Origin of the sequence: Klebsiella sp. GG_Kp175, from assembly GCF_040062325.1 — a bacterium.
GTDB lineage: Bacteria > Pseudomonadota > Gammaproteobacteria > Enterobacterales > Enterobacteriaceae > Klebsiella > Klebsiella quasipneumoniae.
On sequence record NZ_JBEAFX010000003.1, the window covers coordinates 49975 to 71567 of the forward strand.

Consider the following 21593-nt stretch of genomic DNA (forward strand, 5'->3'; position numbering starts at 1 on the left):
CTTAGACTTATTTTGTATTTGAGGTGGCGAGGTGCTTCTTGTCATGCTACCGGTCCGCAACCACCTTCATCACAGGATCATAATAACAATGTCGCAGAAGAGAAAATTATTGCCTGCCGCGCTGGGACTGCTTTCCCTTGCCTCGCTGAGCGTCACTGCCGCGGACGCCCTCTCCTTACAGGGAAAAACCATTGGCGTTGCCGTAGTAGGCACCCAGCATTTCTGGGATCGCGAAGCTTTTAAAGGCGCGACAGAGGAAGTGGAGAAACTGGGAGGCAAAGTCATTGGCGTCGATGGCGGCCGGGATAATCAGGTTCATGCCAATAATCACGATATTTTACTGTCACGCAAGGTGGATGCGGTAATTAGTATTCTCGGCGACAGCGCCGTCGAACCCAAATTTAAAGCATTACGTGATGCTGGTATCCCGGTATTCACCGTGGATCATGTTTCACAATATTCGGTCAATAATACCACCTCCGATAACTACACTCTGGGCTCCACCATCGGTCGCTACATGGCGGACGAATTAGGTGGTAAAGGCAACGTCGCTGTATTTAATGCGTTCTCCAGCGCGCTGCGTATTTGCGGAATTCGTTACGATCAGTGGAAATATGTCCTTAAGGATTACCCGGATATTCATATTATCCAGCCCGAGCTCGCGGAACAGTTCGCCAACTCGCCGGAAGACGCGCGGAAGAAAACCCTCGAATTACTCAGCCAGTATCCGAAAGGCAAACTGGACGCCATCCATGTCGCCTGCTGGGATCAACCGGCCATCGGTATCGTCCAGGCGCTGGAAGAGACCGGCCGTGATAAGGACGTGAAAGTGACGGCCATCGACGCCGGTCCGGAAACGCTGGAGATCATGGCGGAGCCCGGCAGTCCCTTCGTGGCTAACGTCGCGCAGCAGCCGCATCTGATCGGCCAGACCTCCGCCGACAATGTGGCCCGCTACTTTGCCGGTCAGAAACTGCCGGTGCAAACCTTTATCCCGGTGATACCGGTGAAAGGTCCGCAGGAAGCGAAAGCGGTGTATAAACAGTTGGGATACGGCGAACTGCAGTGATAAATCAACACCCTGGCGGGGAGCGCCCCGCCGCGGGTCTGGTCATGGACCAGATCGGCAAACGTTTTGCCAGCGTAATGGCGCTTAATGCGGTTACCCTGCGCCTCAATCCGGGGGAGATTCATGGCCTGATTGGCGAGAACGGCGCCGGTAAATCGACGCTGATCAAGATCCTCGCCGGCGTTTATCAGGCCGACAGCGGCAGCGCGACCCTCGACGGTCGCCCGCTGCCCCTCGGCAACCCGGCAGCCATCGAAGCCGCCGGCATCCGCGTTATCCACCAGGAGCTCAACCTGATCCCGCACTTTACCGTCGCGGAATCGGTGTTTCTGGGCCAGGAGTATCGCACCCGCTGGGGGGCGCTGGATCGCCGACGGATGAAGGCCGCCACGGCGCAATTTTTCCAGCAAAACTGGCAGTTGGCGATCGACCCCGAACGTCTGGTGCGAGACCTGAGCCTGGCCGAGCGCAAGCTGGTGCAGATTGCCCGCGCGCTGATCGACGGCGCGGCGCGGCTGGTGGTGTTCGACGAGCCCACCGCCCCCCTCGAGGCCCAGGAGGCCAGTCTGGTCACCTCCGCCATCCTGCGCCTGCGCGACCAGGGCATTGCCATTCTGTATATTTCCCACTATCTCAATGAGATAGCCAGCCTCTGCGACCGTGGCACTGTGCTGCGCAACGGGGAAGTGGTCGGTTATCCCGACCGCGACCTGCTGCAGAATACCGAGGCGCTGATCGCCATGATGGTCGGCCGGGAAATCGACCAGCTGTATACTCCGCGCCAGCGCCCGGCGGCAGACAACGGGGAGGCTCCGCTGCTCTCGGTGCGCCAGCTGAGCGACGGACGGCAGCTGCAGGATCTCTCTTTTGATATTCACCCGGGGGAGATCGTCGGCGTCGCCGGCCTGCTCGGCGCCGGGCGCGATGTGCTGGTGGACTTACTCTACGGCTTGCGTCCGGCGGAGCGCGGCACTATCCATCTCGACGGCCTGCCGCGACGAATCCGTACGCCAAAGCAGGCGATCCGCGCCGGAATGGCGCTGGTCCCGCGCGACCGCCGCCATCAGGGGCTTATCCTCTCCTTCACTACCGCCGACAATATTAATCTCGCCTCGCTGCCGGAGACCGCCACCTTTGGCTGGGAGCGGCGGGGGATCGCCGAGAGGAAAGCGCGCGACTGGATAGAACAGCTGGCGATCCGCCCGGGTCGCCCGGCGCTGCCGGTACGCTACATGAGCGGCGGCAACCAGCAAAAAGCGATCCTCGCCCGCTGGCTCGGCACCGATGCCCGGCTGTTTATTCTCGATGAACCCACCCTCGGGGTTGATATCGGCGCCCGCCGCGATATTTATCAACGTACGCGCCAGCTGGCCGATAAAGGGCGGGCGGTGCTGGTCTCCTCCAGCGACGCCATCGAACTGCTCGGACTATGCGACCGGATCCTCGTCCTCTGGCGCGGTGCGCTGGCGGCGAATCTGCCCACCCGCGGGCTGACCCTCGACGCCCTGCTGGTGGCGATCAACGGCGGACAGGAGCCTTCACCATGAATACCGCTATCCAGCGTCGCGGCCGTCCGGGCCTGGCGACGCTTGTTGAAAAATTCCCCCTGATCCTGTTTCTGGCGCTGCTGGTGTGGCTGAGCGTGCAGTCGCCCTACTTCCTCAGCTGGCAAAATATCAGCCTGATGCTGGTCCAGAGCGTTCCGCTGGCGATCCTCTGTTTCGGCCTGGTCTGCGTCATCGCCGTTGGCGGAGATGACGTGGTCTCCGGCGGCATCGACCTCTCCCTGCCGGCGACGGCGGTGCTCGGCGTCGCGCTGCTGAGCCTCGGGCTGGCCGAATGGCAGACGCCGTATCTCCTGCTGCTGGCGCTGCTGGCGGCGGTTTGCCTGCTCTGCGGGGCGATCAACGGCTTCCTGGTGCTGGCGGCCGGCCTGCCGCCGCTGCTGGCTACCCTCTCGACCTCCGTGGCGTTTACCGGCCTGACGGACCTGCTGACCGGCCAGCGGCGCATCGCGGTCAGCGATCCGCTGATGGTCGCCTTTCGCGATAACAGCCTCCTCGGCCTGCCCTGGCCGCTGGTCTATCTGCTGGGGGTATTTATCCTGTTCCAGTTCCTGCTCCATCACTCCCGCTTCGGTCAGCATGTACAGGCGGTGGGCGGCAATCGCGATATGGCGCAGATGAGCGGCCTGAACGTGCGCCGCTTAACCCTGCAGGTCTGGCTGTTAGCCGGCATCGCCGCCGGGTTGGCTATTCTGCCGCTGCTCAGCCAGGGCTCCGGCAGCTCCAGCGGAACGGCCACGCCGCTGCTGCTGGAAACCGTGCTCGCGACCTTTATCGGCGCCGCCTTCTCCCGCCGTCGGGTGGTCACCATCTGGGGCGCGCTGCTGGGGGCGATTCTGGTTAACGCCCTCTCTAACGGGCTCGGCCTGCTGGGGGTCAATATCTTCTGGATGGGCGCCATTAAAGGCGGCCTGATCCTGGTGGTACTGGCGGCCTCGGCGGTCAGACACAAAGGAGGCGAGGCATGAGCCAAATCACCCTGAAAACTCCAGCTCCTGCAGAACAGACGGCCAGCAGCCCGCTGGCCTGGCTGTCGCGGGCCGGATTCGGCATCATCACCCTGCTGGCCATCGCCCTGTTCGGCTGGGCGAATCCAGTATTTTTAACCGTGGATAACTGGGCCAACCTGCTGCAGGGCAGCGCGATCCTGCTGATTGTGGCGATGGCGATGACCCTGATTGTCAGCGCCGGGGCGATTGACCTGTCGGTGGGCGTCGCGCTCGATTTCGGCGCCGCCTTCGCCCTCGTCGCCCTGAAAACCTGGCATCTGCCGTGGCAGGCGGCGGTGGGCTGCGCCCTGCTCGGCGGGGTGCTGATTGGCCTGCTCAATGCCTTTCTGATCCTCATCTGCCGGATCCGCCCCTTCCTCGCCACCCTCGGCACGTGGTTTATCGCCAGCAGCGCCGAACGTATCTATACCGATGGCGGCGGCGCGATAGCCTATCGGCGAATGGCTCCCGAGTATCACGACCTGGCGGTGGGTAACCTTGGCGGGATCCCCACGCCGGTAGCGATCGTGCTGGCGCTGTGGCTGGCGGCCTGGCTGGTCACCGAGCGCACCCTGTGGGGCAAATATATCCGCGCCATCGGTCAGAACAGCGAAGCGGCGCGCATCGCCGGGATCCGCGATCGCCTGACCATGCTCGGCGTGCTGGTGGCCGCCTCAGCCCTCTGCGCCGTCGGCGGGGTGATCCTCTCCGCCAACCTGCGGCAATTTACCCCGCTGGCCGGGCAGTCTTACCTGATGGACGCCATTGCGGCGGTGTTTATCGGTACCGCCTTTAACCGTCTGGGCCGGGTTAGCATCGCCGGCACCCTCGGCGGCGTGCTGTTCCTCGCCATTATTGATAATGGTCTGAACCTGATGGGCCTCAATTATCTGGTGAAGGACGCGCTGGTCGGCGTGATTCTGGTGGTGGCCCTCGCCCTATCCTTCTGGCAGGCGCGTCTGCGCCAAACGCATCGCTAAACGGGAGAACGATGGCAACCTTTGACGCCGTATTTGTCGGCCTGACTATTCTGGATATCGCCGGGCGCCCGGTGGTGGCGATCCCGCCGCGCGGTGGCGTCGCTTTTATTGAGCAAATTCGCCTCAACCCCGCCGGCACCGCTGCGGGGGCTAATATTAACGCCGCGAAGCTCGGGATCCGCACCGCGGCGGTGGCCTGCCTGGGCGAAGATGAAAAGGCCGACTTTATCCTCGCCAGCTATGCCCGGCTGGGCATTGACTGCTCGCTTATCCAGCGCACCGCGCTGAAGGAGACCTCGGCGACGATCCTGCCGATTCGCCCCAACGGCGAACGTCCGGCCCTGCACTGCCGGGGCGCGTCTGACGCCCTGTTCGTCAGTGAAGCGGAATTTGACGCCGTCCTTGACTGTCGCTTCCTGCATCACGGCGGGAGCGGACTGCTGGCGGCAATGGACCAGGGACAGAGCGCACGGCTGCTGCAGGCGGCCAAAGCGCGTGGAATCACCACCAGCTTTGACCTTATCGCGCCGAATGAACACACCCTGGAACTGCTGCGGCCCCTGCTGCCGTCGGTGGATTATTTTATGCCTTCGCTGGAGGAAGCCGCCTTTCTCTCCGGGGAGACGCAGCCGGAGGCCATCGCCCGCTTCTTCTTTGCGCTGGGCGTGGGCACCTGCATTCTGAAAGACGGCGAGAACGGCTCCTGGCTTATCGGCCGCGATGGCGCGCTGGAGCATATTGCGCCGTGGCCCGTCGAGGCGGTGGATACCACCGGCTGCGGCGACAGCTACTGCGGCGGGTTTATTGCCGCGATGGCGCGCGGGCTCAGCGTGAAAGCGGCGTGCGACGTCGCCTCGGCGGTGGCCGCGCTGGTGGCGACCGGGATGGGCTCGGATGCCGGGGTGGTAGACTGGGAACAGACCCAGGCTTTTATGGCGGCCCATCGCCCCTGACGTTGGACCCACGCCGCTGCAGGACGCGGCGGCGCAAGCGGCTTAACGCCACTGGTACAGCAGCGGCTCCCCGGCGACATAGCGCTGAAGATCGGCGGCAATCATCGCCGTGTGTTTGGCGATACTCTCCCGGGTGGCCCCGGCGATATGCGGCGTGATAATCACGTTATCGAACTCGGTGACAAAAGGGTGATCGCGCCACAGCGGTTCGCGATGATACACGTCCAGCGCCGCGCCGCCCAACGGGCCGTGACGCAGAGCCTCAATCAGAGCCGCTTCGTCGACCACCGCCGCGCGGGAGGTATTGATCAGCAGCGCGCCAGGCTTCATGCTGTTTAGCAGCGCCGCATTCACCAGCCCGTCGCTGTGCGGCCCGCTGCTCAGATGCAGGCTGACGATATCCGCCTCACGGAACAGCGCCTGCAGGGTGGTTTTCTGTAGCCCTGGCTCATTGATATCCTCTGCGGCGACGAACGGATCCACCACCCGCACCGCCATACCGAACGCCCGGGCGATACGCGCCACCCGGCGGCCAATGTTGCCATACCCCACCAGGCCCAGCGTTTTATTGCGCAGTTCACTGCCCTTAAACACTTCATAGGGGCTTTCCGGACTCACGTCCCAGACCACATCCCGGCGCAGCCCCTGCTGGGTGGCGGCGGCGGCATTGTCAGCCTGCGTGAATTCCCCCCGCTTCAGCGCCGCATGGGATTGCGGAATATGGCGCGCCAGGCTGAGCATCAGGCCAAGCGTCAGCTCCGCGGCGGCATCGGCATTGCGCCCCGGGGTGTAGAGTACCCGGATGCCGCGCGCCTGCGCGGCCTGGGTATCAATATTCACCGGATTCGCGCGGGTACAGGCGATAACCTGCAGGCGCGGACAGGCGGCCATCACCGCATCCGTCACCTCATCATAGCTGGTCACCAGCACCTCAGCGTCGTGGGCCAGCTCAATCAGCTGACCGGCGCTGAGTTTCGGTTTGCCCAGCGCCCACCCCTCCACCAGCAGCTCACCCAGCTGGTGGAAGGCGCTAAGGTCGCCAGCATGCTCGGCGGTAAAAACGATTTTCATGGTTGTACTTCCTGAGAAAGACGTTGAAGAGCGGCCTGCCTGGCCTGCCATACCGGCAGCATCTGCTCACGCAGCAGGCGATAAACGGGATACAGCGCCGCGTAGCGGGCATGCGCCTGAGGGCGCGGCTGATAGCGGGTCTGCGCCAGCGGAGGCGTCTCGGCCAGCGCCGCGACGCTGCGGGCCGCCAGAATCGCCGCACCGCGCGCGCTTAGTTCATTAAAGGCGCTGGAGACCACCGTGCGCCCGGTACAGTCGGCGATAATCTGCAGCCAGGTGGCCGAGGCTGCGCCGCCGCCGGTCAGATACAGCTCGCCGCCCTGGGGATAACCCTGCAGCGCATCGACAATGGCGAAGGCCAGGCCTTCAAACACCGCGCGCTGTAGTTCGGCGCGGGTGGTATGCGGGCTAATGCCGATAAAGCCGGCCCGCGCGTCAGGGCTGTAAAACGGCGCGCGTTCGCCATTGAGATACGGCTGCCAGAAGACGCCGCCGCTGCCTGGCTCCACCTCCGCGATCGCCTGCTCCAGCCGACCCAGATCGGCGTCCAGCGAAATATGCTGCTGCAGCCAGTCAATGTTTGGCGTACCGGCCTGCATCGGAAACAGCGAGATCACCTGCCCGGCTTCGGTGTGAGTGACGAAGCGCGTCGCCTCGTTCACCGTCTGCGGACCGCGGCAAACGATTCCGGTACAGCAGGTGGTGCCGAGGATCGTGTAGATATCCCCTTCGTTGACCGCGCCGCAGCCCAGCGCGGCGCTACAGACATCCAGCGCCCCGGCGGCCACTGGCGTCGCGGCGGGCAGTCCGGTCAGCGCCGCCACCGCGTCGCTCAGCGTACCGGCCGGAGCGTCCGGGGCCAGCAGAGGGGGAAACAGCGGCAGCAGTTCGTCCAGCCCCATCTCGTTCATCACCACCGAGGACCAGCTGCCGCTCTGCTGATTGAGTAATGAGCTGCTGGCGTCCGTCAGCTCCAGCGCCGCCACGCCGGTCAGGCGAAAGCGGATCCAGTCCTTGGCGAAAAACAGATAGCGCGCGGCCGCCAGCCGCTCCGGCTGATACTGTTTCAGCCAGTACAGCTGCAGGCTGGTATTGCAGGGCTGCAGGTGGGTGCCGGTATCGGCGAAATAGCGGCGGTCAAAACCGGGCCGGCGCAGCAGGTCGCTCATCAGCTCGTGGCTGCGGGTATCGCTCCACAGGATCCCCGGCCCCACCGGTTCGCCCTGCGCATCGCTGAGCCAGACCCCCTCCCCTTGCCCGGCGAGGCCGATGGCCCGCAGCCGCCCCTCCTGCAGCGCCGGGTGGCGGGCAATCTGGCGCAGAATAGCCAGCACCGAATGCCACAGCTGGGTCATATCCTGTTCCGCGTAGCCATTGGCCGACAGGCGGGGGGAGGTGTTTTCCGCAGCGCTGGCGCGCGCGGTGAAATGCTGATCAAACAGCACCGCTTTCACCCGGGAGGTGCCGATATCGATACCAAGATAAAAATCCATACCTGCTCCGGCTCAGGGCTCGTAGCGGCGGCGCATCAGCTCGCACTCGAACAGGAACTCCAGCCCCTCCAGTTGCCGGCGGGCCTCCTGAATATCTTTCCCCCAGCAGGTCAGGCCATGTCCGCGCAGCAGAAAGCCGTAACGCAGCGGGCGGGTTTGCGCATAATCGGCAATCCGCGCCGCCAGGGCGTCAATATCCTGATCGTTATCGAAGATGGCGACCGGAACGGTATCGAGATGGCTGTGCTGCCCGCTGAGGGTTTTCTGCATTTCATACCCCTGCAGCGCCAGCGTGTCGCTTTTTTCGATGCGCGACAGCACGGTGGCATTGACGGTATGCACATGCAGCACCACGTTGGCCTCCGGGAACAGGCGGTAGACCAGGGTGTGCAGGCCGGTCTCCGCCGACGGTTTCCGTCCGGAAGGGGCCTGATTGGTGGCGATCTCCACCTGCAGAAAATCCTCGGTCGTCAGGCTGCCTTTATCGCGGCCCGACTCGCTTAGCCAGCACCAGGTATCATCCTGACGCACCGACATATTGCCGCCGGTCGCCGGCGCCCAGCCTTTCGCGCCGATCCAATGACAGGTGGTGACCAGTTGCGCGAGTCTTTCTTGCCACATAGCAGTTCCTTAGGTTAGCGATGATTTGTTTAGCCGTCTAAATGGCTATTTATCCGATACTAACACCGCTAACCGGAGGGAACAATATTTCAGGAAACACACATAAGACAAATGGTTATATCATAAATGCATATTAAATAACCTTTATTCACAGCAATTTAACCAACCGCAGTGAATCCGCTACGATCCCCTGCTGCCTGGCGCCACAACGCTGGCGGATTGTGCTGGCTGAAATTCTCCTTCTGCGCCAGGCATGCCGTCGCCGCCCTCCTCTGCCCCGGACTGGTGCAAAACATGGCAGGATGCACACTAAAATGGCATTACTCCTCCTGAATCCCTCAATAACCGTGCACATTGCACACTATGCGCTATTCCTCATGCCCGGTTTTTCCTGGCACATCTCTTGCTACTTCCGGCAATCACCGCTCATCTACCAGCCAGAGGTTCCAGGATGTCAAACAGCAATGATTTTCCCCTCGTCGAAGCGCCCACCGCCGGACGTAAAGGCGTATTTTCCATCGCCATGGTGTTATTCAGTTTTACCTTTTTCACCGGCACGATGTTTGCCGGCGGCAAACTCGGCGTCTCCTTTTCCATCGTTAATCTGCTGTGGATAGCCGTCATCGGCAACGCCTTGCTGGCTCTCTATGCCGCATCGCTGGGCTGGATTGCCGCGCGCAGCGGCCTGAATACGGTGCTGATGGGCCGGTTCTGCTTCGGGGAGATCGGCAGCAAGCTGGCCGATTTTATCCTTGGCTTTGCCGAGCTGGGCTGGTACGCCTGGGGGACCGCCACGGTCGCTATCTCGCTGGTGAAGATCCTCGCCCTGCCCGAGGCGCTGACCCAGCCGCTGATGGTGCTGTTTGGCATTCTGTTCTGCGTCACCGCGCTGGTGGGCTACAAGGGGCTGGACGCGCTGTCGCGCCTGTCGGTGCCGCTGATGTTCGTGCTGCTGGTGGTCTCCATGTATCTGGCGCTGCACCACGCCGGCGGCTGGCAGGCGATGACCCGCATTGCGCCGAGCGACACCATGACCTGGTCGGCGGCCATCACCATGGTCTTTGGCACTTTCGCCAGCGGCGCCACCCAGGCGACAAACTGGACCCGGCTGGCCAACTCCAGCCGGACCGCCATTCTCGCCAGCATGGGCAGCTTCCTCATCGGCAACGGGCTGATGATCGTCGCCGGCGCCTGGTGCGCCATCGTTTATCAACAGGCCGATATCGTCGAAGTGCTGATCCTGCAGGGGCTGTCAGTCGCCGCGGTGATCATGCTGTGTCTCAACCTGCTGACCATCCAGGGCCCCACCATCTATAACGTCTCCGCCGCCGCCTGCCATCTGCTGCGCAGCGAACGCCGCCGCACGCTGACCCTCGCCGCCGCCGGGGTGGGCATTGTGCTGGCCATTGGCGGAATGTACGAAATGCTGATCCCGTTCCTTGTGCTGCTGGGCAGCATTATCCCGCCCATCGGCGGGGTGATTCTCGCCGACTACTGGTTCGCCCGCGGCGGGCGCTATCCCCTGCTGCAGAACGCCTGCCTGCCGCGTTTTAACTGGCTGGGACTCGGCGCCTACGCCGCCGGCGCGGTGGTGGCTTATCTGTCACCGTGGATCGCGCCGCTGGTGGGGATCACCGTCTCCGCGCTGGTCTATATCGCCCTGACCATGGTCAGCAAACGTCAGCCTGCCGCCGTCGCGGAGCAAGAGCCATGAGCCTGACGGTCAGCGAACTGCTGGCCCTTGAGGGACTCTCCGCCCTGCGTTTGCGGGCGGGAAAGCAAGGGCTGCAGCGGGCGGTACGCTGGTACTACGTGGCGGAAAATGAGCATATCGCCGAGTGGATCATGGGCGGCGAGCTGGTCTTTATCACCGGCATCAACCATCCCCGGGATGAAGCCAACCTGATCCAGCTGCTGATGGAGGGCAAACAGCGCGGCATCGCCGGGATGGTGATCCTCACCGGCGAGGCCTATATCCACGCCATTCCCGCCACGCTGATCGCCCTCGCCGACGAGCTGGGCATTCCGCTGATCGAGCAGCCCTACCTGCTGAAGATGGTGATTGTCACCGAGCGGGTCGGCACCGCGCTGGTCCGCAGCGAAAACGCCCTTCAGTCGCAGCGCGACATCCTGATGCAGCTGGTCACCGGCGACTATCCGGACCTGCAGATGCTTCACCAGCGCGCCCTCCACCAGCAGCTCGATTTTACCCGCCCGCTGCGGCTGGCGGCGCTGCGCCTGGAGGGACTGTCCCGCCTGTTTCGCCAGTACCCGCCCGAACAGGCCGAAGCCTGGCTGCAGCAGGCCCACCGCAGCGTGCGCCAGCAACTGCAGCAGCAGCTCAACCAGCAGGGCAACCCCTTCCCGCTTCTGGAACGCAGCAACATGTTCCTTTTCCTGCTGCCGGATGAGGAGGGGGAAGACTTTCAGCAGAAAAAGTGGCTGCAGCAGTGGCTGCAGACGCTGGCGGAGGGGGAAGAGCGTTTGTCACTGCTCTGCGGCCTCTCGGCACCGGTCAGGCAGCTGCAGGGCTACCCGCGGGCGTTGTCGCAGGCGCGCCAGGCGCTGGATCTGTGCGAAACCCTGCGGCCGACCCAGCGCATCAGCGACTATCAGCAGCTGGGGTTTATCAAACTGCTGTCCGCGGTCAGCGACCCGGCGCTGCTCAACGATTTTATGCACGACACCCTCGGCTGCCTGATCGAGCCGGGCCGTAAAGCGCCGTGGCTGCTGCTGGAGACCCTCGAGACGCTGCTGCAGGAGAACGGCAACGTTGTGCGAGCCGCCGACCGGCTGGGTCTCCATCGCAACACCCTGCATCAGCGCATCCAGCGTATTGAAAAACTGACCGGCTACCCGGTCAGCCACCCTCAGTTTCATCTCAACGCCTCGGTCGCGCTGGTGATCTGGCGTTTATCGCAAAACCATTTACAGGACCAACCATGAAAATTGTTAACGCCCGCCTGCGCCGCCAGGAGGCGCTGTTTACCCTTGAGCTGCAGGACGGCATCATTCGCCGCATGACCGCCCAAACCGCGATGCAGACCGCCGACACCGGGGATATCGACGCCCAGGGTCGGCTGGCGATCCCGCCCTTCGTCGAGCCGCATATCCATCTTGACGCCACCCTTACCGCGGGCGAGCCGGAGTGGAACCGCAGCGGCACCCTGTTTGAAGGCATCACCCGCTGGAGCCAGCGCAAAGCGAGCATTACCCCGGAGGACACCCGCCAGCGGGCGCTGAAAACCATCGGCATGCTGCGCGATTTCGGCGTCCAGCACGTCCGGACCCATGTGGATGTCACCGACCCGTCGCTGGCGGCCCTGCAGGCGCTGCTGGCGGTGAAACAAGAGGCCGCCGATCTCATCGATCTACAGATTGTCGCCTTTCCGCAGGAGGGGATCGAATCGTATCCCAACGGCCGGGAGCTGATGACGCGCGCCATCGAGATGGGCGCCGACGTGGTGGGCGGCATTCCGCACTATGAGAATACCCGCGACAAAGGGGTCAGCTCGGTGATGTTTTTGATGGACCTCGCCCAGCGCTACGGCCGCCTGGTGGATGTCCACTGCGATGAAATCGACGATCCGCAGTCGCGTTTCCTCGAAGTGCTGGCGGAAGAGGCCCGGGTGCGCGGTATGGGGGCGCAGGTCACCGCCAGCCACACCTGCGCGATGGGCTCTTATGATAACGCCTACTGTTCGAAGCTGTTTCGCCTGCTGAAAGCCTCGGGGATCAACTTTATCTCCTGCCCGACCGAAAGCATTCATCTGCAGGGCCGGTTTGACAGCTGGCCGAAACGGCGCGGCGTCACCCGGGTGGCGGAGCTGGATCGCGCCGGCATCAACGTCTGCTTTGCTCAGGACTCGATTCAGGATCCGTGGTATCCGCTGGGGAATGGCAATATCCTGCGCATTCTGGATGCCGGACTGCACATCTGCCATATGCTCGGCTATGACGATCTACAGCGCTGTCTCGACTTCGTCACCGACAACAGCGCCCGGGCGCTTTGTCTGGGCGATAACTACGGCCTCGCCGAAGGCCGCCCGGCTAACCTGTTGATCCTCGATGCGGAAAACGACTACGAGGCCGTCCGCCGCCAGGCGCGGGTGCTGACCTCCATTCGCCACGGCAAGGTGATTTTGCAGCGTGAGGTGGAGCACATCCGCTATCCGGCATAAGGCGCAAGGCGCTGCGCGTCGGCGCCTTTCTGTGATACCTTTTCAGGCAGTGTGCGTGACCGACGCCCGTCCGGGCGTTGGCTTCCTGGAAAACAGACGGCGCGAAACGACGATGAGCGATAAAAAATGGATTAAGGCCGAGGACGTGGCCAGACTGGCCGGGGTCTCGCGCTCGGCGGTCTCCCGCACCTTCACCCCCGGCGCCTCGGTGTCGGAGAAGACCCGGCAGAAGGTGCTGAACGCCGCGGAAGCTCTGGGCTATCAGGTGAATATCATCGCCCGGACGATGATCACCGGCAGCAGTAATTTTATCGGCATCGTCACCGCCGGTTTCGACAATCCGTTTCGCAGCAAACTGCTGGCGCCGCTGGTCCATCAGCTGGCGCTCAACGGCTTTATGCCGCTGCTGATGAACGCTGACGATCCGCAGCAGCTCGCCCCTTCGCTTAAGCAGCTGCTGAGCTACCACGTCGCCGGGGTGATCATCACCTCCGGCGCGCCGCCGCTGTCGCTGGCGGAGGAGTATCTGGCGCGCAAGATCCCCGTCACCCTGATCAACCGCCATGCGGACCTCGCCGGCTGCGACCGGGTGTGCAGCGATAACGCCCAGGGAGCGAAGCTGGTGGCGGACTTGTTCAGTCGTCGAGGCTGGCGGCAGGTTGGCTTTATAGGCGAAAATCGAGAGAACTTCAGCACCCGCCAGCGTTATGACGCTTTCATCGCGCAGACGTCGGGCATGACGGTGACCAGCCGCTTCTGCGACGGCGGCGGCTATCAGGCTGGCTACCAGGCTGCCAGAGAAATCGTTGCTGAAAACGCCGGGGTGCAAGCGCTGTTTTGCGCTACCGATATGCTGGCGCTGGGCGCCCAGGACGGCCTGCGGGACGCCGCTGCCCCGCTGCCGGCCATCGTCGGCTTTGACGATATCCCGCAGGCGGACTGGCAACCCTACCAGCTTACCACCGTTCAGCAGAATACCGCCCTGCTGGCCCACCACGCGGTGGATCTGTTAATGACGCGGATCGCCCGCTTCAGCCTGCCCTCGCGCCATCGCGAAGTGCCGGTGAAATTAATTATTCGTCAAAGTGCGAAATGAAAAAATCATTTTATGCTGGAGCGATCACAGAATCTTCTGCGAAACCCGGCCACACTCATTCGGCCCTTCGGGGCTGTTTTTTTCACGCAAAATGCACACGTGTGCAAAATAGGGAGTCAATATGCAATCTCAGGAATCAGAAGCGCTACAGGCCCGCTACCGCCTGGCCTGCGAGCTGGCGAAAGCAGGGGCTGAGCTGGCGTTTGAATACTATCAGCAACGCGAAGCGCTGACCGTCGACCATAAAGGCGACGACCTGCAGGACGTGGTCAGCGTGGCCGATAAGCGGGTGGAGGCCTTTGTGAAACAGCGCATTCAGAGCGCGTTTCCGGAGGATGGCTTTCTCGGCGAAGAGAGCGGCGCCCGCCTGCCCGACGCGCAAGTGCTGTGGGTAGTCGACCCCATCGATGGCACCAGCTGTTTCCTCAACGGCCTGCATACCTGGTGCCTGTCGCTGGCGATCGTCGCCGACGGCGAACCGGTCATCGGCGTGGTCTACGACCCCAACCATCGCGAGCTGTTTCACGCCCTGCGGGGTCATGGCGCCTGGCTCAATGACGCCCCGATCCGTCCGCACCCCGCGGCGACGGTCAGGGAGGGAGTGATGGGCGTCGGCACCTCGCATCGCGTCACCCCGGCGGACTTTCTTCCGTTTCTGCAGGCGCTGCTCAGCGACGGCGGCATGTTTATCCGCAACGGCTCCGGCGCGCTGATGAGCGCCTGGGCGGCGGCAGGCCGGTTGATTGGCTACTACGAGCCGCACATGAACCCGTGGGACGCCCTGCCGGGGCTGGTGCTGATGCGCGAAGCGGGCGGCGCCAGCAACGATTTTCTGGCGCAGGAGGGGATCCAGCGCGGCAACCCGCTGCTGCTGGCCAGCCCAACGCTCTACCCGCAGCTGAAAAAGATGATCCCACAACCATTACATTAACCCTTACGGGTCAGGCTATTTCTGATTATGTACTCTACACAGTAACGATAACTTCATTCACGGACGAACCACATCAATCAGTCAGGCCTCCGACCTGCGGAGAACCACCTATGTCTGGAATTATCGCTTTTTTCCGGGCGTCGCCGCCGAAAGCGGGCGCCGCGTTTGATGAACAGCGTTTTCGCCGGGTGCGCTGGCAAACTTTTATCGCCATGACCCTGGCCTACGTCACCTTTTACGTCTGCCGGTTATCCTTCACCGTCGCCAAAAGCGCGCTGGTGGAGTTGGGGATCACCCCGACGGAGCTCGGCATGATCGGCTCCACTCTGTTCTTCAGCTACGCCATCGGCAAGCTGGTCAATGGCTTTATCGCCGATCACGCCAACGTGGTGCGCTATATGAGCCTCGGTTTATTGCTCAGCGCCGGGATGAACCTGATGATGGGGATGACTACCAACGCCCTGCTGCTGGCCATCTTCTGGGGGATCAACGGCTGGGCGCAGTCGATGGGCGTCGGCCCCTGCGCGGTCTCGCTGGCGCGCTGGTACGGCGTTAAAGAGCGCGGCACCTTCTATGGCATCTGGTCGACGGCGCATAATATCGGCGAGGCCGTCACCTATATGGTGATCGCCGCGGTGATCGCCGGGTTTGGCTGGCAGATGGGCTACCTGTCCACCGCCGCGCTCGGCGCCGCCGGCGTGGTGCTGTTGGTGCTGTTCATGCACGATTCGCCGCAGAGCAGCGGCTTCCCGTCCATCAACGTCATCCGCGATGAACCGCAGGAGGAGGTCGAAGCCCGCGGCTCGGTGTTTAAAAACCAGTTGCTGGCGCTGCGCAACCCGGCGCTGTGGACCCTCGCCCTCGCCTCCGCCTTTATGTACATCGACCGCTACGCCGTCAACTCCTGGGGGATCTTCTTCCTCGAGCAGGATAAAGCCTATTCCACGCTGGAGGCGTCCGGGATTATTGGCGTCAACGCCATCGCCGGCATCGCCGGGACCATCATTGCCGGCATGCTCTCCGACCGCTTTTTCCCGCGCAACCGCAGCGTGATGGCCGGCTTTATCAGCCTGCTGAACACCGCCGGCTTCGCCCTGATGCTCTGGTCGCCGCACAATTATTACACTGATATTCTGGCGATGATTATCTTCGGGGCCACCATTGGCGCTCTGACCTGCTTCCTCGGCGGGCTGATCGCCGTCGATATCTCCTCGCGCAAAGCGGCGGGGGCCGCGCTCGGCACCATCGGCATCGCCAGCTACGCCGGCGCCGGCCTGGGCGAGTTTCTCACCGGGATCATTATTGATAAAACAGCTATCCTTGAGAACGGCAAAACGCTGTATGATTTCAGCACGTTGGCGCTGTTCTGGGTGGGTACCGGTCTGGGTTCAGCGCTACTCTGTTTTACCACTGCCGCCATCGTCGCCCGGCGCCATGCCGTCGAACGGCAGACCTCGTTCTCCTCATAACCGATTAACGAATTAAGGAAGAAGATATGATGCCTGCAAGACATCAGGGGCTGTTACGCCTGTTTATCGCCTGCGCGCTGCCGCTGCTGGCGCTGCAATCAGCCGCCGCCGCAGACTGGCAGCTGGAGAAAGTGGTGGAGCTTAGCCGCCACGGCATTCGTCCGCCGACGGCCGGCAACCGGGAAGCCATCGAGGCCGCCACCGGACGCCCATGGACCGAGTGGACCACCCATGACGGCGAGCTCACCGGTCATGGCTATGCCGCCGTGGTCAACAAAGGGCGTGAGGAAGGCCAGCACTATCGCCAGCTCGGCCTGCTGCAGGCGGGATGCCCGACGGCGGAGTCGATTTACGTGCGCGCCAGTCCGCTGCAGCGGACGCGGGCGACCGCCCAGGCGCTGGTGGATGGCGCCTTCCCCGGCTGTGGCGTCGCTATCCATTACGTCAGCGGGGATGCCGATCCGCTGTTTCAGACCGACAAGTTCGCCGCCACGCAAACCGACCCCGCCCGCCAGCTGGCGGCGGTGAAAGAGAAGGCCGGGGATCTGGCGCAGCGTCGGCAGGCGCTGGCGCCGACTATCCAGCTATTGAAACAGGCGGTTTGCCAGGCCGATAAGCCCTGCCCTATCTTCGATACCCCATGGCAGGTCGAGCAGAGCAAAAGCGGGAAGACCACTATTAGCGGACTGAGCGTGATGGCCAATATGGTGGAAACGCTGCGTCTCGGCTGGAGTGAAAACCTGCCTCTCAGCCAGCTGGCGTGGGGCAAGATCGCCCAGGCCAGTCAGATCACGGCCCTGCTGCCGCTGTTAACGGAAAACTACGATCTGAGTAACGACGTGCTGTATACCGCGCAAAAACGCGGGTCGGTGCTGCTCAACGCCATGCTCGACGGCGTCAAACCAGAGGCGAGTCCGAACGTACGCTGGCTGCTGCTGGTGGCGCATGACACCAACATCGCCATGGTGCGCACGCTGATGAACTTTAGCTGGCAGCTGCCGGGCTACAGCCGGGGGAATATCCCGCCGGGCAGTAGCCTGGTGCTGGAGCGCTGGCGCGACGCGAAGAGCGGGGAACGCTATCTGCGGGTCTATTTCCAGGCGCAAGGCCTCGACGACCTGCGTCGTCTGCAGACGCCGGACGCGCAGCACCCGATGCTGCGTCAGGAGTGGCGTCAGCCGGGCTGCCGTCAGACCGACGTCGGTACGCTGTGCCCCTTCCAGGCGGCCATCACCGCGCTGGGTCAGCGTATCGATCGGCCCTCCGCCCCGACGGTAGCGATGGTCCTGCCGTAGCGGCGTTTGCCGGGCCCGGGAAAGCCGTTTTTTCCAGGCCCGGCACGGCGTCCGTTATCCGTTATCCGGCGCAAACGCCCCGGCGGAGACCTGCGCCGGGGTGACCACCCCGCAGTCCAGCACCCAGCCGCTTATCAGCCCAGCAGGCGTGACATCGAACGCCGGATTGTACACGGCGGCCCCGGTCGGCGCCCACTGTACCGCGCCAAAGCTGCCCGCCACTCCGGTCACTTCGGCCGCGGCGCGCTGCTCAATGGGAATGGCCGCCCCGTTCGGGCAATGGCGGTCGAGGGTCGTCTGCGGCGCAGCGACGTAAAACGGGATCTGGTGGTAATGGGCCAATACCGCCAGGGAATAGGTGCCGATTTTATTCGCCACGTCGCCGTTGGCGGCGATGCGGTCGGCGCCGACCCACACCGCATCCACCTTCCCTTGCGCCATCAGGCTGGCGGCCATTGAATCGGCGATCAGCTGATAGGGCACGCCCAGCTCGCCCAGCTCCCAGGCGGTTAAACGACCGCCCTGCAGCAGCGGCCGGGTTTCATCGACCCACACGCTGGCCACTTTTCCCTGCTGATGCGCCAGCGCAATGACCCCCAGGGCGGTACCTACCCCGGCGGTCGCCAGGCCACCGGTATTGCAGTGGGTCAGCAGTCGACTGTCGGGCTTCACCAGCGCACTGCCCGCCTCAGCGATCCGGTCGCACAGCTGTTTATCTTCTTCGACCAGACGCAAGGCTTCCGCTTCCAGCGCCTGCGGGTAATCCTCCCGGGCCAGCGCCTGCTTCATGCGATCCAGATTATTCATCAGGTTGACCGCCGTCGGCCGCGCCGCGCGCAGCGTCTCCAGCGCCTGCTGGAGTGCATCCCGGTTCAGGCCGCGCTGGGCCAGCAGGGCCAGCAGCAGGCTGGCGGACAGGCCAATCAGCGGCGCGCCGCGCACCCGCAGGGTATGAATATGGTCCACCAGCAGCGCAACGTTATCCGCCGCCAGCCAGCGTTTTTCCTGCGGCAAGGCCTGCTGGTCGAGAATAAAAAGCTGATTTTCTTTCACCCGCAGGCTGGTGGTCTGTAATGTCTGCATGTCGTTAAATCCCTGTTGCGTTGTTGTATCACATTGTGTCAGGATGGAATCCAGAAGTATAGACGTCTGAACGGCTTAATCAGAATTCGAGGATCGAGGCAATGTCGCAATACCATACCTTCACCGCCCACGATGCCGTGGCTTACGCGCAACAGTTCGCCGGCATCGACAACCCATCTGAGCTGGTCAGCGCGCAGGAAGTGGGCGATGGCAACCTCAATCTGGTGTTTAAAGTGTTCGATCGTCAGGGCGTCAGCCGGGCGATCGTCAAACAGGCCCTGCCCTACGTGCGCTGCGTCGGCGAATCCTGGCCGCTGACCCTCGACCGCGCCCGTCTCGAAGCGCAGACCCTGGTCGCCCACTATCAGCACAGCCCGCAGCACACGGTAAAAATCCATCACTTTGATCCCGAGCTGGCGGTGATGGTGATGGAAGATCTTTCCGACCACCGCATCTGGCGCGGGGAGCTTATCGCTAACGTCTACTACCCTCAGGCGGCCCGCCAGCTTGGCGACTATCTGGCGCAGGTGCTGTTTCACACCAGCGATTTCTATCTTCATCCCCACGAGAAAAAAGCGCAGATAGCGCAGTTTATTAACCCGGCGATGTGCGAGATCACCGAGGATCTGTTCTTTAACGACCCGTATCAGATCCACGAGCGCAATAACTACCCGGCGGAGCTGGAGGCCGATGTCGCCGCCCTGCGCGACGACGCCCAGCTTAAGCTGGCGGTGGCGGCGCTGAAGCACCGTTTCTTTGCCCATGCGGAAGCGCTGCTGCACGGCGATATTCACAGCGGGTCGATCTTCGTTGCCGAAGGCAGCCTGAAGGCCATCGACGCCGAGTTCGGCTACTTCGGCCCCATCGGCTTCGATATCGGCACTGCCATCGGCAACCTGCTGCTGAACTACTGCGGCCTGCCGGGCCAGCTCGGCATTCGCGATGCCGCCGCCGCGCGCGAGCAGCGGCTGAACGACATCCACCAACTGTGGACCACCTTTGCCGAGCGCTTCCAGGCGCTGGCGGCGGAGAAAACCCGCGACGCGGCGCTGGCTTACCCCGGCTATGCCTCCGCCTTTCTGAAAAAGGTGTGGGCGGACGCGGTCGGCTTCTGCGGCAGCGAACTGATCCGCCGCAGCGTCGGACTGTCGCACGTCGCGGATATCGACACTATCCAGGACGACGCCATGCGTCATGAGTGCCTGCGCCACGCCATTACCCTGGGCAGAGAGCTGATCGTGCTGGCCGAGCGTATCGACAGCGTCGACGAGCTGCTGGCGCGAGTGCGCCAGTACAGCTGAGTGCGGCCTGTTTTCCCTCACCCCAACCCTCTCCCACAGGGAGAGGGAGCAAAGCCTAAAAAAGTGCAATCTTCAGGGATTGCCCGGCGGCGCTGCGCTTGCGCGGGCCTACAGATAACCACATAACGATTTGATGTTGCAGTCTTTCGTAGGCCGGGTAAGGCGAAAGCCGCCACCCGGCAGAAATGCAAGCACAATTTTGCTTTTACCTTGCCCTCACCCCAGATACTCAATCACCGACAGCCCGCCGTTGTAATCGGTGCTGTAGATAATTCCCTGGGCATCGACAAACACATCGCAGGACTGAATTACCCGCGGGCGGCCGGGACGGGTATCCATCATTCTCTCAGGAGCAGCCGGCACCAGCGCCCCGGTCTCCACTGGGCGATAAGGATTAGAAATGTCGTACGCCCGCACGCCGGCATTCTGATACGTGGCGAAGATAAGCGTTGAGCTGACAAAGCTCCCCGGCCGGTTCTCATGCAGATTGTGCGGGCCAAAATGCGCCCCTTTCGCCACATAGTCGATTTCATCCGGCTGTGGGAAAGTCGAGATACTCACCGGGTTCGCCGGCTCGCGGATATCAAACAGCCAGATCAGCTTCTCGCCGTCCTCCTGGTTGTCGAGCACCGCTTCATCCAGCACCACCAGCAGATCGCGATCCGGCAGCGGCAGCGCGGTATGCGTTCCGCCGCCGAACGGCGGGCTCCAGTTGCGATGGCTAATCAGCGTCGGCTGGGTTCTGTCTTTGACGTCCAGCAGCGTCAGGCCGCCGTCGCGCCAGCTGCCGTAGGCGGTATCCCCGGCAATAATGGCGTGGTGCAGCGCATAGCGTTTGCCCTGCGGCCAGTCCGGTGTTTCGCCGCCTGCCTGGTGCATCCCCGGCAGCCACCAGCGCCCGGCAACCTGCGGTTTACGCGGATCGGCCAGATCGATGGTCAGGAAGATGTAGTCGGTAAAACCGTCGATCAGCGCGGACACATACGCCCAGCGGCCGCCGACGTACCAAATGCGGTGAATACCGATGCCGTTAAGCGACAGAAAGCCAATTTCACGCGGCTTATCCGGCGTGGAGATATCAAACACGCGCAGCCCGGCGCTCCAGCCTTTGTCCTGCACATCGCTGACTGTGTCACCCACCGATCGGGTGTAGTACACCTTCTCATCGGCAAAACGGGCGTCGGCAAACAGGTCCCGGGCGTTGATCACCAGCAGCAGATCGTCATGCGCCTGGAGGTGCACGTTCCAGGTGCCCGACGGCGCGGCAATATAGTTGACCGTAGTGGGCCGGGTCGGATCGCGAACATCGACCACGGAAAAACCCTGCGACACCATATGGCCGATATAGGCGAATCCGCGGTGCACCATCAGTTGCACGCCGTCCGGACGACCGCCCTGGTCGCTATGGCCAATCAGCCGCATATTGCGGCTGTATTCGGGGGAAGGTAATGCTGACATAGTGAATTCCTTACGCCCGGTGGCGCTACGCTTACCGG

18 protein-coding genes are annotated in these 21593 nt (G+C 62.9%); 13 read left to right on the forward strand and 5 right to left on the reverse strand.

The genetic code is table 11. The features are described 5' to 3' along the window. Positions 1-88 precede the first annotated feature (88 nt). Genes ABLU73_RS06260 through ABLU73_RS06280 form a run of 5 tightly spaced genes read left to right on the forward strand, consistent with a single transcriptional unit; the run spans position 89 to position 5556 of the window. Positions 89-1069 carry a sugar ABC transporter substrate-binding protein gene (locus tag ABLU73_RS06260; protein WP_008805613.1) on the forward strand — a complete coding sequence of 327 codons (981 nt, stop codon included), beginning with the start codon at positions 89-91 and terminating at the stop codon, positions 1067-1069. 44 nt (positions 1070-1113) lie between these two features. Continuing rightward, complete coding sequence (locus ABLU73_RS06265; protein WP_170921477.1) at positions 1114-2616, forward strand: sugar ABC transporter ATP-binding protein; 1503 nt, start codon at positions 1114-1116, stop codon at positions 2614-2616. After that, a complete protein-coding gene (locus tag ABLU73_RS06270) occupies positions 2613-3602 on the forward strand; it encodes an ABC transporter permease (protein WP_049115721.1) in 990 nt (329 codons plus the stop codon). Before ABLU73_RS06265 ends, ABLU73_RS06270 begins: the two co-directional genes overlap by 4 nt. After that, positions 3599-4603: an ABC transporter permease gene (locus ABLU73_RS06275; protein WP_017899077.1), complete on the forward strand. Its 1005-nt coding sequence runs from the start codon at positions 3599-3601 to the stop codon at positions 4601-4603. Before ABLU73_RS06270 ends, ABLU73_RS06275 begins: the two co-directional genes overlap by 4 nt. Before the next feature lie 11 nt (positions 4604-4614). Beyond that, complete coding sequence (locus ABLU73_RS06280; protein ID WP_017899076.1) at positions 4615-5556, forward strand: sugar kinase; 942 nt, start codon at positions 4615-4617, stop codon at positions 5554-5556. A 42-nt stretch (positions 5557-5598) separates the two neighbouring features. Here the strand turns inward: ABLU73_RS06280 and ABLU73_RS06285 are convergent, their stop codons facing one another. Genes ABLU73_RS06285 through ABLU73_RS06295 form a run of 3 tightly spaced genes read right to left on the reverse strand, consistent with a single transcriptional unit; the run spans position 5599 to position 8741 of the window. Next, on the reverse strand, positions 5599-6627 hold the full coding sequence (locus tag ABLU73_RS06285; RefSeq protein WP_017899075.1) for a 2-hydroxyacid dehydrogenase: 1029 nt from the start codon (positions 6625-6627) through the stop codon (positions 5599-5601). Next, positions 6624-8120 carry an FGGY-family carbohydrate kinase gene (locus tag ABLU73_RS06290; RefSeq protein WP_032455711.1) on the reverse strand — a complete coding sequence of 499 codons (1497 nt, stop codon included), beginning with the start codon at positions 8118-8120 and terminating at the stop codon, positions 6624-6626. Before ABLU73_RS06290 ends, ABLU73_RS06285 begins: the two co-directional genes overlap by 4 nt. Positions 8121-8132: 12 nt before the next feature. Then, positions 8133-8741, reverse strand: a complete 609-nt coding sequence (locus ABLU73_RS06295) for a methylthioribulose 1-phosphate dehydratase (RefSeq protein WP_008805607.1) — start codon at positions 8739-8741, stop codon at positions 8133-8135. Positions 8742-9192: 451 nt separating this feature from the next. Between ABLU73_RS06295 and codB the strand changes: the two genes are divergently transcribed. The 7 genes from codB (at position 9193) to ABLU73_RS06330 (ending at position 17713) form a co-directional block, all read left to right on the forward strand. Beyond that, entirely contained in the window at positions 9193-10455 is a 1263-nt protein-coding gene (codB, locus tag ABLU73_RS06300) for a cytosine permease (RefSeq protein ID WP_053810651.1), read from the forward strand. Beyond that, a complete protein-coding gene (locus tag ABLU73_RS06305) occupies positions 10452-11687 on the forward strand; it encodes a PucR family transcriptional regulator ligand-binding domain-containing protein (protein WP_017899072.1) in 1236 nt (411 codons plus the stop codon). The genes codB and ABLU73_RS06305 overlap by 4 nt, the downstream gene beginning before the upstream one ends. After that, positions 11684-12922: a cytosine deaminase gene (gene codA, locus ABLU73_RS06310; protein WP_049115729.1), complete on the forward strand. Its 1239-nt coding sequence runs from the start codon at positions 11684-11686 to the stop codon at positions 12920-12922. The genes ABLU73_RS06305 and codA overlap by 4 nt, the downstream gene beginning before the upstream one ends. Before the next feature lie 145 nt (positions 12923-13067). After that, positions 13068-14018 (forward strand): LacI family DNA-binding transcriptional regulator, encoded by a 951-nt coding sequence (locus ABLU73_RS06315; RefSeq protein ID WP_264923488.1) that lies wholly within the window; start codon positions 13068-13070, stop codon positions 14016-14018. A gap of 121 nt (positions 14019-14139) precedes the next feature. After that, the gene (locus tag ABLU73_RS06320) at positions 14140-14949 is read left to right on the forward strand and encodes an inositol monophosphatase (RefSeq protein WP_023319950.1); all 810 of its coding nucleotides are present in this window, start codon (positions 14140-14142) and stop codon (positions 14947-14949) included. Between the two features lie 110 nt (positions 14950-15059). Beyond that, the gene (locus ABLU73_RS06325) at positions 15060-16418 is read left to right on the forward strand and encodes an MFS transporter (RefSeq protein ID WP_023319949.1); all 1359 of its coding nucleotides are present in this window, start codon (positions 15060-15062) and stop codon (positions 16416-16418) included. A gap of 26 nt (positions 16419-16444) precedes the next feature. After that, positions 16445-17713, forward strand: coding sequence for a histidine phosphatase family protein (locus ABLU73_RS06330; RefSeq protein WP_004885793.1), 1269 nt, complete (start codon positions 16445-16447; stop codon positions 17711-17713). Positions 17714-17767: 54 nt separating this feature from the next. On the opposite strand, the gene mtnA is transcribed toward ABLU73_RS06330, so the two are convergent. Beyond that, positions 17768-18796 (reverse strand): S-methyl-5-thioribose-1-phosphate isomerase, encoded by a 1029-nt coding sequence (gene mtnA / locus ABLU73_RS06335; protein WP_348850093.1) that lies wholly within the window; start codon positions 18794-18796, stop codon positions 17768-17770. Between the two features lie 101 nt (positions 18797-18897). Here mtnA and mtnK point away from each other — a divergent pair, with 101 nt between their 5' ends. Then, positions 18898-20097, forward strand: a complete 1200-nt coding sequence (gene mtnK / locus ABLU73_RS06340) for an S-methyl-5-thioribose kinase (RefSeq protein ID WP_264923477.1) — start codon at positions 18898-18900, stop codon at positions 20095-20097. Between the two features lie 216 nt (positions 20098-20313). On the opposite strand, the gene ABLU73_RS06345 is transcribed toward mtnK, so the two are convergent. Further along, positions 20314-21555 (reverse strand): LVIVD repeat-containing protein, encoded by a 1242-nt coding sequence (locus tag ABLU73_RS06345; RefSeq protein ID WP_017899065.1) that lies wholly within the window; start codon positions 21553-21555, stop codon positions 20314-20316. Positions 21556-21593 lie beyond the last annotated feature (38 nt).

Bases quoted from the DNA above. Each gene is read 5' to 3' on its own strand.
- ABLU73_RS06260 (WP_008805613.1), top strand. From the start codon at position 89: ATGTCGCAGAAGAGAAAATTATTGCCTGCCGCGCTGGGACTGCTTTCC.
- ABLU73_RS06265 (WP_170921477.1), top strand. From the start codon at position 1,114: ATGGACCAGATCGGCAAACGTTTTGCCAGCGTAATGGCGCTTAATGCG.
- ABLU73_RS06270 (WP_049115721.1), top strand. From the start codon at position 2,613: ATGAATACCGCTATCCAGCGTCGCGGCCGTCCGGGCCTGGCGACGCTT.
- ABLU73_RS06275 (WP_017899077.1), top strand. From the start codon at position 3,599: ATGAGCCAAATCACCCTGAAAACTCCAGCTCCTGCAGAACAGACGGCC.
- ABLU73_RS06280 (WP_017899076.1), top strand. From the start codon at position 4,615: ATGGCAACCTTTGACGCCGTATTTGTCGGCCTGACTATTCTGGATATC.
- ABLU73_RS06285 (WP_017899075.1), bottom strand. From the start codon at position 6,627: ATGAAAATCGTTTTTACCGCCGAGCATGCTGGCGACCTTAGCGCCTTC.
- ABLU73_RS06290 (WP_032455711.1), bottom strand. From the start codon at position 8,120: ATGGATTTTTATCTTGGTATCGATATCGGCACCTCCCGGGTGAAAGCG.
- ABLU73_RS06295 (WP_008805607.1), bottom strand. From the start codon at position 8,741: ATGTGGCAAGAAAGACTCGCGCAACTGGTCACCACCTGTCATTGGATC.
- codB (WP_053810651.1), top strand. From the start codon at position 9,193: ATGTCAAACAGCAATGATTTTCCCCTCGTCGAAGCGCCCACCGCCGGA.
- ABLU73_RS06305 (WP_017899072.1), top strand. From the start codon at position 10,452: ATGAGCCTGACGGTCAGCGAACTGCTGGCCCTTGAGGGACTCTCCGCC.
- codA (WP_049115729.1), top strand. From the start codon at position 11,684: ATGAAAATTGTTAACGCCCGCCTGCGCCGCCAGGAGGCGCTGTTTACC.
- ABLU73_RS06320 (WP_023319950.1), top strand. From the start codon at position 14,140: ATGCAATCTCAGGAATCAGAAGCGCTACAGGCCCGCTACCGCCTGGCC.
- ABLU73_RS06325 (WP_023319949.1), top strand. From the start codon at position 15,060: ATGTCTGGAATTATCGCTTTTTTCCGGGCGTCGCCGCCGAAAGCGGGC.
- ABLU73_RS06330 (WP_004885793.1), top strand. From the start codon at position 16,445: ATGATGCCTGCAAGACATCAGGGGCTGTTACGCCTGTTTATCGCCTGC.
- mtnA (WP_348850093.1), bottom strand. From the start codon at position 18,796: ATGCAGACATTACAGACCACCAGCCTGCGGGTGAAAGAAAATCAGCTT.
- mtnK (WP_264923477.1), top strand. From the start codon at position 18,898: ATGTCGCAATACCATACCTTCACCGCCCACGATGCCGTGGCTTACGCG.
- ABLU73_RS06345 (WP_017899065.1), bottom strand. From the start codon at position 21,555: ATGTCAGCATTACCTTCCCCCGAATACAGCCGCAATATGCGGCTGATT.